We start from the raw sequence: 8,675 nt of genomic DNA on the forward strand, positions 1-8,675 counted from the left end.
TTCGGATGCGGCACGGCCCGCCCGGTCCGCTCCGCGCCACACCGCGGTACGACGAGTTCTCAACCCATGTGGGCGCGCAGCAGATCCTGGAACGGCGTGCCGGGGGCGCGCAGCGAGTTCCCCGACGAGCGCGGCCGCGCCGGGGAGGACGCGGGCGTGAAGCCGTCCACACCGGTCCGTTCACCGACGACGAGCGCTGCGAGTTCCTCGGCCGCCCGCCGGATCCGGCTGCCGAGGGCGGCGCCGGCCTCCCCGTCGCCGAAGTCCTCGGTCGCGGCGAACACGCCCGTGGGGACGACCACCGCGCGCAGGAACGTCAGCAGTGGACGCATCGCGAAGTCGAGCACCATCGAGTGCCGGGCCGAGCCCGCGGTCGCGGCGACGATCGTGGGCATGCCGTTCAGCGCGTCGGTGTCGAGCACGTCGAAGAACATCTTGAACAGGCCGCTGTAACTCGCGGTGAACACCGGAGTGACGGCGATCAGACCGTCGGCGTGCGACACCTGCTCACGCGCCCGCGCGACGGCCGGGGCCGGCAGGCCGCCGGTGGCGACCGTGATCGCGAGATCGGTTGCGAGATCGCGGAGTTCGATCACCTCGACATCCGCGGACTCACCCCGCGCGCCGACCGCCGCGGTGACGGCGGCGGCGATCCGGTCCGCCAGCAGACGCGTCGACGACGGTTGCGAGAGCCCGGCGGTGACGACGACGATGCGGCGGCTCATCGGGCGTCGGCCTCCTCGGCGGCGGACAGATCCACCTTTGCGGGAACCACGAGGCGGTGCGGGGAATCCGGACCCGCGGCGACGAGCGAGGCGTGCGTCGGGGGCTCCGACGGCACGTGCGCCGGGCGGCGTCGTTCGAACTCGGTGCGCAGCACGGGCACGACCTCGCGGCCGAGGATCTCGATCTGCTCGAGCACCACGTCGAGGGGCAGACCGGCGTGGTCCATGAGGAACAGCTGCCGCTGGTAGTCGCCCGCGTAGTCGGCGAAGCCCAGGGTGCGCTCGATCACCTGCTCGGGGGTGCCGACGGTCAGCGGGGTCGTCGCGGAGAAGTCCTCGAGCGACGGTCCGTGACCGTAGACGGGGGCGTTGTCGAAGTACGGCCGGAAGACGCGCTTGGCCTTCTCCTCGGTCTCCGCCATGAACACCTGGCCGCCGAGGCCGACGATCGCCTGGTCGGCGGCGCCGTGGCCGTACTGCTCGAACCGGGTGCGGTAGAGGCTGATCATCTGCTGGATGTGTTCCCGGTTCCAGAAGATGTTGTTGTGGAAGAAGCCGTCGCCGTAGAACGCGGCCTGCTCGGCGATCTCCGGCGAGCGGATCGAGCCGTGCCACACGAACGGCGGGGTGTCGTCGAGCGGCCAGGGGGTCGAGGTGTAGCCGCGCAGCGGGGTGCGGAACTTGCCTTCCCAATCGAGGGCCTTCTCCCGCCACAGGCGGCGCAGCAGGTGGTAGTTCTCGATCGCGAGCGGGATGCCCTGGCGGATGTCCTTGCCGAACCACGGGTAGACCGGGCCGGTGTTGCCGCGGCCCATCATGAGGTCGACGCGGCCGCCCGAGAGGTGCTGCAGCATCGCGAAGTCCTCGGCGATCTTCAGCGGATCGTTCGTCGTGATCAGCGTCGTGGCCGTGGAAAGGATCAGTTTCTCGGTCCTGGCGGCGATCCAGCCGAGCATGGTGGTGGGCGACGACGGGACGAAGGGCGGATTGTGGTGCTCGCCGCTCGCGAAGACGTCGAGCCCGACCTCCTCGGCCTTCAGCGCGATCTCCGTCATCGCGACGATGCGTTCGTGCTCGGTGGGTACGCGGCCCGTGGTGGGGTCGCGGGTCACGTCGCCGATGGTGAAGATGCCGAACTGCACGATGAGCCTCCGTCAATAGTTGATTACTCAACTATACGAACCGGTGCGGTGCGGGCGATATTCCGGCCACCCGGACACCGGCGCGGCGGCATGTCAGAAGACGGGCAGGCCCAAGCGGCGCCGCAGGCGCAGGTCGACCAGATACGCCTTCCACGGAATGCTCCACAGTCCCGGCGTCAGCCGGTGCACGGCGCGCAGCAGGCGCAGGTACCGGGCGAAGGCGCGCTGGTCGTCCGACGACCACTCGAATTCCATGACCGCGCGGAATTCCGGCGGTAACGCTCCTCGTGTGACGAGCCGGAACGGGCGGCCGAGCGCTCGGTGTATCGCGTAGCCGGCCCGGCCCAGCCGGACCTCGAGGAAACGGAGGTCCGCCAGGGCGGCGAGATAGGTACGGACTTCGTCCGTCATCGACACCTCGTCCAGGCCCGCACGCCACACGCTGTCGTACTCCTCGCGCGTGACCGGCCACGCCCCGGGCCGCACGTTCAAGGTGGTGCCCAACGTGGCCCCGTCGCGAAGCACCCGCTCGTACTCGGCGTCGGTCAACGGACCGTGCAGGTATTCGTACTGGTCGACGAAGTACTTCAGCAGGCACACCGCCACCCACAACTGCAGCTTGGGAGAGTTGGCGCTGTAGGGGGTCACCGAATCCGGCCCGGACACGACCCGGGCGTGGATTCGCCGTACCGCTTCCCGCACGTAGGCGCGATCGTCCTCGTTGCCGAATACCGCCACCGCGAGGTACGTCGTGGTGGTGCGGGCGCGCTTGACGGGATGCAGATCCGCCCGGCCGGAGTGCACCGCGCTCTCGATCACTCCCTGCCCCACTCCGGGCACGGCCAGTTGCATGATGACATTCGCCGCGTTGATCGATCCCCCCAGAGGCGAGACAAGATCACCGACGGTACGGATCGTCCGCATACACCCTCCATCTGACAACGATCGTACTCACTTTACGCTGCACATCGACCCCACCTCAACGGCCCGCAGACCATTCGATCGAGCGTCGCCGGGTGCTCGCTACGGAGCGGGACGCGAGCGGGACCGTCTGCCGGGTCCACGATTCGGGCCCGCCCTCGGAGGCAGCCGAGGCACCATGTGTCGATCGGCATCGACGCCGGCGCGCCCGACCGCACAGGGCCGGCCGTCCACGGCCGGAAGTCACGAGGAAGGCACGGCATGGAACATGTCGACCGCGGCGCCCTGGACGCCCAGCGCGGACACTGGCAGCGCACCTATCGCGACAACCCGACGATGTACGGGCCCGCACCGAGCGAGCCAGCCCGGCGCGCCCTCGAGCTGTTCGACCGCGAGCAGGTGCGTGAGGTCCTCGAACTCGGCGCCGGCCAGGGCCGGGACACGCTGGCCTTCCTCCGGGCCGGGTTGTCGGTGACCGCGCTCGACTACGCGCCCGAGGGCCTCGGCGAACTCCGGCGCGGCGCGGCCGAGGCCGGCGTGGCCGACCGGCTCACGACCCGCGTGCACGACGTGCGTGAACCCCTGCCCGTCGCCGACGCGTCCGTCGACGCCGTCTACAGCCACATGCTCTTCAACATGGCCCTCACCACCGAGGAGATCGACGCGCTCGGCACCGAAGTGCATCGGGTGCTGCGCCCGGGCGGCTGGCACGTCTACACCGTGCGGCACACCGGCGACGCCCACTTCGCCACCGGGACGGACCGTGGCGACAACCTGACCGAGCACGGCGGGTTCGTCGTCCACTTCTTCGATCGGGCACTCGTCGAGCGTCTGGCGCAGGGATTCACCGAACCGCAGGTGGAAGCCTTCGAGGAAGGCGGCCTGCCGCGGCGACTGTGGCGCGTCACGCAGCAGAAGATCCGGCCCACGCCCGCGGGATGACGCCCTTTCGCGCATTTCGCGCCCCCGGACACCCGCCGGACGCGAGGATGGGCGACATGGTCGGCAGGCTCGCCCTCGTAGGGCTGATCGCGGCGTGCAGCATCGCGACCGCCGCACCCACGGCGGGCGCCGAACAGCGTGCCGCAGAGGCAACGACCGGCCCGCCGCAGGGCACCTTCGGCGCCGCGCTCGCCTACTCGCTGGCGCATCCCGGCGTCGTCCCGGCCGGGACGAACGATGTCGACTGCGTGCCCACACCGGCGCACCCCGAACCGGTGGTGCTCGTCCACGGCTTCCTCGAGAACTCCTACGCCAACTGGGCCGGATTGGCACCGGCGCTGAAGGCCGAGGGGTACTGCGTGTTCGCACTCGACTACGGCGCACCGCCGGGCGAGCCGTTCAAGGCGCGCGAGCCGATCCCGGACGCCGCCGGCGAACTGGCGGCGTTCGTCGACACCGTCCTGGCCGAAACCGGCGCCGAGCGAGTGAGCATCGTCGGTCACTCCAAGGGCGGCGCCGTCCCCCGGTGGTACGTGCGGTTCCTCGGCGGGGCGGACAAGACCAGCCGCATCGCCGGGCTGGCGCCGGCGAACTACCCTTCGCTCGGGCCGCCGTCGGTCGCGCAGGATGCCGTGCTCGCCGAGCTCAACGCCGGCAGCGACACCGTCGAGGGCGTCTCCTACACGGTCGTCGCCACCAGATACGACCAGGTGATCATCCCCTACACGGCGTCGTTCCTCACCGGGCCCGGCGCGCAGAACATCCTGCTGCAGGACGTGTGCCCCGCGAACACCGCCGACCACGTCTCGATCCCCTACGATCCGGTCGCCGAGCAGCTGGTGCTGGCCGCGCTGGACCCGGCCGGGGCGCGGCCGGTCGTGTGCTGAGCGCCGCCCCTACCCGCCGGGCAGGCGCCGCGTTCCGCCGATCACGAGGGTGACCTCCACGTCGACGTCGCGCAGCCCGGCCTCGTTCAGGGCGTCGCGCAGGGTCGCCGGATCCGCCTCGGGCGGCGGCCCGAGCACCTCGATCCACAGCACGGACTCGCGGAATCCGATGTCGGTGATCACCCAGCCCTGCTCCTGCGCCCACTGCTCCGCGACGGGGGCGACGTCGGCCTTCAGCGTCTCCTGCCGGATCACTCGCGTGCTGGACACCCCCAGGGGGACCGCGACGAGCACGACCGCGGCGACGACCGTGAGCACGCTGAGGCCGCGCAGGTCCCCGACCGTACGGCCGGCGCGGTGCGCCGCCCCGCGCACCCCCGCCAGCAGAAAGACCAGGGTGCCGGTGGCGACGATGGCGGCGACGTTGGTGGCGAACAGCAACAGGGCCCCACCGGCCTGCCGCGGCGCGCCGGACTCGAGGGTCAGGCCGACCACCGCGAGCGGCGGCACGAGCGAGATCGCGATCGCCACCCCGGGCAGGGTGTCGGACACATCGCGGCGCACCAGCGCGAAGGCCCCGACCGCACCGGTGGCCAAGGCGGCGACGAGGTCGATCATCCGCGGCGCGACCCGTCCCGCCACCTGGCTGTTGTTCTGCGCGAGCACGTCCAGCGGATCGAGCAGGCCCACCGCGAATCCGGTCGCGACCACCGCGGCCGATCCTGCCACGACGAGCAGCGCGGAGGCGATCAGGTTGCGGTGGTCGTTGAGGACGACGGCCAGCGCGGTCCCGACGATCGGCGTCATCAGCGGCGCCACGATCATGGCGCCGATGACGGTGGCGGTCGAGTCCGCGACGACGCCCGCCGAGGCGATGACCGCGGCCAGTACGAGCAAGGTCCAGAACGTCGCGCGCCGGGAACGGGGCCGGGCGTCCTCGGACAGGAACAGGGTGGAGGTCATCCGCTCGATGTCCTCGGTGGTGGGTCTCACGAAAGCCTCCTGGTGCGTCGTTCCGCGAGTGCATCACAGCAGACGCCGCGCGCCCACAGGATCGGGACACCGGTCCCTTCCGTCCGGGACACCGGTCGCGACACGATGTCCCGCACCGGACGGAGGAGGACGCACGCGGTGACGACGGACGAGGCGGTGACGACGGACAAGGCGGCGACACGACCCTCGACGCTGATCGCTGCCCTCCCGCACCGCTACCGTGCCGTGCTGCACTTGCGCATCGCGTGTGGCCTGTCGATCACCGACACGGCCCGTGCCCTGAACACCGATGCCACCTCCGTCCGGCTCGCCCAGCACCACGCCCTGAACCTGCTCCGGCAGCAGCTCGGCCACTCCCGGAACATGTCGGACCCCCGGCGCACACTGATCACAGAACCGGGGACCACCTCGCCCGGACGTACCGAGGAGGAGCGAGTGCCATGGAAACGGGGTGTGGGGCCTTCTTCAGCTGGACCTCACGACGGGTGACGTTGCCGCACTGCCTGCGTGCCGTCGCGGCGGGAACACCCACGCAGTCCGGGCTGACTCTCGATCACCGGGTCGCCTCGGGCACCGTCCGCGGCCGGCTGCTGGCCTATCACGACGCCGACGACGACGCCGACTACGTGGCCCTGCTGGTCGGCGACGTGGCCGGATCGGACGACGTGCCCGTGCGGGTGGTCGACGAGGAGCGACTGCTGGTGGAGGGTGCGCGCAGCACCGAGCCGGCGGAGATCCTCGTGGGCGCCCCCGACGCCCGCGACCCGGATGCGGAGCAGCGGGAGCTCGACCGGCAGCTGTGCCTGGGCGGCCCCGTGCGTTCGATGCTCGCGCATTCCGGTGCCCGTTCGGTCACCGTGGACTGGTGCGCGGTGGCCGCGGCATAGCTTGCGCGGAACGGACTTGACCTCGAGTCGACTCGAGGTTGAACGATGAGCGACGTCAGTTCATCGGCCCTTCCGGAGGACACCATGAGTGTTGTCAAGCCTCTCGACCGCACCACCACGTCGACCCTGCCCGCCTTCTCGCTCAGCCGTCCGATGGCGGTGCTCGTCCCGGTCGTCGTGGCTCTCGTCGCCAACGTCGCACTGTGGCTCGTCGGCCTCGCCGCCGGCGGCTCGTTCGAGGTGACCAACGGCGACACCGTCGAAAGCGCCGCCCCGGGCGGCGTTCTCGTCATGACCGTCGTCCCGCTCACCGTCGGCATGAGTCTCGCGGCGCTGCTCAGCCTGCGCTGGTTCGGCATCATCCGCGTCGCCGAGGTCGTCGGCGCGGTGGCCGCGCTCGGCACCATCGCGTCGACGATCGTCGCCGACTTCGACACCCCGAGCACGATCACGCTGTCGCTGATGCACGTGGTGATCGCACTTGTCGTCGTCGCGGGGCTCGAGGCGATGCGCAACCGCATTGCAGCCCAGCGGTAACCACCGGGGCGACGCAACCGTCCCGGGGAACCGGCCCGAAGGTCCCGATTGTCGCGGGACCTTCGGGCCGCCGCCGCACCCTCCGGCGACCGTGACCTACGGCACGGAGACCGACGCGTCTTCCGTTCCTCCCCAGGCACCTTCGCGGCGATGCGGGCACCGCCTGCAGGTGGTGCCGGTCGCACACGCGGCGCCGGCATTTCGTCCACATGCTTCGTCCACAGGACCGAAGTACCCGACCGCCCGGGACGTACGTCCCGAGATCTGTTCCCCGGCCGACCGTTCCGGGCACAGGGCGATTCGCGACAAGCAGTATTCCGCCCTAGAGTCGCTCCCCGGTGCGACGCGTCCGGCATGCGCCGCGCCGCACACGGACAGGATCGCGGAGGTGGCGGACATTGTGGACCCGAGACTGTGTGCGCTGATCCGCAGTAACGTCGAGGCCGTGTCCGCCCGCCCGGACGGCCTGCAAACCCTGTCGAAAGCGTTCTACGCCAACCTGTTCGCGCGTCATCCCGAGACCCGGCAGTACTTTCCCGCCGCCATGGGCGAGCAACGCGAACGCATCCTGCACGCCGTCGTCCACGTGGTGGACCGGCTGAGCCGACCCGAGACCGTCGTCCCGTTCCTCGAGCAGCTCGGCCGCGACCACCGCAAGTACGGCATCGAGCTGTGGCAGTACAAGGCGCTCACCGAGGCCCTGATCGATGCGGTGGCGCAGGCCGCCGGCGACGACTGGACCACCGAGCTCGACGACGCATGGCACCACGCGCTGCACCTCGTCGCCACCACGATGACCGAGGCCGCGGCCGCCGAAACCGGCCCCGCCGCCTGGGTGGGCACCGTCGTGGAGCACCGCAGACCGCTCGACGACGTCGCCGTCGTGCGCCTGCGGCTCGACCAGCCGATGGCGTACGAGCCGGGACAGTACGTGAGCGTGCAGGTTCCCGGGCGGCCGCGCATGTGGCGTTACCTGTCACCGGCGACGCCGCCGGACGCGGACGGCGCCGTGGAGTTCCATGTCCGTCGCGTCTCCGGCGGCTGGGTGAGCCCGTACATCGTGAGCCACGCCCGCGTCGGCGAGACGTGGGTGCTCGGCTCACCGATCGGCGCCCTGGGGGCGGAGACGATGCGGCCCGGCCCCGGTCGGCCGCGCCCGCTGCTGATGATCGCGTCGGGTACCGCGATCGCCCCCATGCGGGCCCAGCTCATGGCCCTCGCCCGGCGTCCCGCCACGCGGGCGGTCACCGTGTTCTACGCCGGGCGCTACCCGTGCGATCTCTACGACCTGCCGACCCTGTGGCACCTCGCCCGCACCAACCCGTGGCTGACGGTCGTGCCCGTGACCGAGTCGCCGACCGACCCGTGGTGGTTCACCGGCCCCACCGATCCGCCGGCCGGGCTGTCCCTCCTGGAGGGCCCGGTGAGCCGGTGCGTCGCCGAGGCCGGGGACTGGTCGGGGCACGACGTGCAGATCGCCGGGTCCCCCGCCATGATCCAGGCGACCAAGTTCCGGCTGCAGGCCACCGGCGTGCCCGCGGACCGCATCCGCCACGACCCGCTCTACTGACGACCGCGCTCGGTCAGGACCGGTTGAGCCGCGCGATCCGGCCGCTGAGGACCGTGGCGAACGCGCACCAC

Annotated in this window: 10 protein-coding genes; 6 read left to right on the forward strand and 4 right to left on the reverse strand. The window is 71.1% G+C overall.

Annotated features, from left to right (window positions below):
* Positions 1-59: 59 nt before the first annotated feature.
* The 3 genes from CQZ88_RS17370 to CQZ88_RS17380 all read right to left on the reverse strand — a co-directional run bounded on the left by CQZ88_RS17370 (position 60) and on the right by CQZ88_RS17380 (position 2,791).
* Positions 60-725, reverse strand: coding sequence for an FMN reductase (locus CQZ88_RS17370; RefSeq protein ID WP_050036127.1), 666 nt, complete (start codon positions 723-725; stop codon positions 60-62).
* Positions 722-1,867, reverse strand: a complete 1,146-nt coding sequence (locus CQZ88_RS17375; protein ID WP_006932509.1) for an LLM class flavin-dependent oxidoreductase — start codon at positions 1,865-1,867, stop codon at positions 722-724. Before CQZ88_RS17375 ends, CQZ88_RS17370 begins: the two co-directional genes overlap by 4 nt.
* A 93-nt stretch (positions 1,868-1,960) precedes the next feature.
* Positions 1,961-2,791: an oxygenase MpaB family protein gene (locus CQZ88_RS17380; RefSeq protein ID WP_043796829.1), complete on the reverse strand. Its 831-nt coding sequence runs from the start codon at positions 2,789-2,791 to the stop codon at positions 1,961-1,963.
* 258 nt (positions 2,792-3,049) lie between these two features.
* Between CQZ88_RS17380 and CQZ88_RS17385 the strand changes: the two genes are divergently transcribed.
* Both CQZ88_RS17385 and CQZ88_RS17390 read left to right on the forward strand, forming a co-directional pair.
* A complete protein-coding gene (locus tag CQZ88_RS17385; protein ID WP_043796830.1) occupies positions 3,050-3,730 on the forward strand; it encodes a class I SAM-dependent methyltransferase in 681 nt (226 codons plus the stop codon).
* A gap of 47 nt (positions 3,731-3,777) precedes the next feature.
* The gene (locus tag CQZ88_RS17390) at positions 3,778-4,617 is read left to right on the forward strand and encodes a triacylglycerol lipase (protein ID WP_102800088.1); all 840 of its coding nucleotides are present in this window, start codon (positions 3,778-3,780) and stop codon (positions 4,615-4,617) included.
* A 9-nt stretch (positions 4,618-4,626) separates the two neighbouring features.
* Here CQZ88_RS17390 and CQZ88_RS17395 read toward each other — a convergent pair whose 3' ends face one another.
* The gene (locus tag CQZ88_RS17395) at positions 4,627-5,610 is read right to left on the reverse strand and encodes a DUF389 domain-containing protein (RefSeq protein WP_102800089.1); all 984 of its coding nucleotides are present in this window, start codon (positions 5,608-5,610) and stop codon (positions 4,627-4,629) included.
* A 138-nt stretch (positions 5,611-5,748) separates the two neighbouring features.
* Between CQZ88_RS17395 and CQZ88_RS17400 the strand changes: the two genes are divergently transcribed.
* The 4 genes from CQZ88_RS17400 to CQZ88_RS17415 all read left to right on the forward strand — a co-directional run bounded on the left by CQZ88_RS17400 (position 5,749) and on the right by CQZ88_RS17415 (position 8,604).
* Positions 5,749-6,099 carry a sigma factor-like helix-turn-helix DNA-binding protein gene (locus CQZ88_RS17400; protein ID WP_006932498.1) on the forward strand — a complete coding sequence of 117 codons (351 nt, stop codon included), beginning with the start codon at positions 5,749-5,751 and terminating at the stop codon, positions 6,097-6,099.
* Positions 6,051-6,497 carry a hypothetical protein gene (locus CQZ88_RS17405; RefSeq protein WP_065923311.1) on the forward strand — a complete coding sequence of 149 codons (447 nt, stop codon included), beginning with the start codon at positions 6,051-6,053 and terminating at the stop codon, positions 6,495-6,497. Before CQZ88_RS17400 ends, CQZ88_RS17405 begins: the two co-directional genes overlap by 49 nt.
* A 45-nt stretch (positions 6,498-6,542) precedes the next feature.
* A complete protein-coding gene (locus tag CQZ88_RS17410) occupies positions 6,543-7,034 on the forward strand; it encodes a DUF6069 family protein (protein WP_037201237.1) in 492 nt (163 codons plus the stop codon).
* A 400-nt stretch (positions 7,035-7,434) separates the two neighbouring features.
* Positions 7,435-8,604: a globin domain-containing protein gene (locus tag CQZ88_RS17415; RefSeq protein ID WP_043796911.1), complete on the forward strand. Its 1,170-nt coding sequence runs from the start codon at positions 7,435-7,437 to the stop codon at positions 8,602-8,604.
* Positions 8,605-8,675: the final 71 nt, after the last annotated feature.

Origin of the sequence: Rhodococcus sp. ENV425, assembly GCF_002887785.1 — a bacterium.
Taxonomy (GTDB): Bacteria; Actinomycetota; Actinomycetes; order Mycobacteriales; family Mycobacteriaceae; genus Rhodococcus; species Rhodococcus aetherivorans.

Excerpts from the sequence above, each read along its gene's own strand:
- CQZ88_RS17405 (WP_065923311.1), top strand. The coding sequence starts at position 6,051 with ATGGAAACGGGGTGTGGGGCCTTCTTCAGCTGGACCTCACGACGGGTG.
- CQZ88_RS17370 (WP_050036127.1), bottom strand. The coding sequence starts at position 725 with ATGAGCCGCCGCATCGTCGTCGTCACCGCCGGGCTCTCGCAACCGTCG.
- CQZ88_RS17380 (WP_043796829.1), bottom strand. The coding sequence starts at position 2,791 with ATGCGGACGATCCGTACCGTCGGTGATCTTGTCTCGCCTCTGGGGGGA.
- CQZ88_RS17410 (WP_037201237.1), top strand. The coding sequence starts at position 6,543 with ATGAGCGACGTCAGTTCATCGGCCCTTCCGGAGGACACCATGAGTGTT.
- CQZ88_RS17385 (WP_043796830.1), top strand. The coding sequence starts at position 3,050 with ATGGAACATGTCGACCGCGGCGCCCTGGACGCCCAGCGCGGACACTGG.
- CQZ88_RS17390 (WP_102800088.1), top strand. The coding sequence starts at position 3,778 with ATGGGCGACATGGTCGGCAGGCTCGCCCTCGTAGGGCTGATCGCGGCG.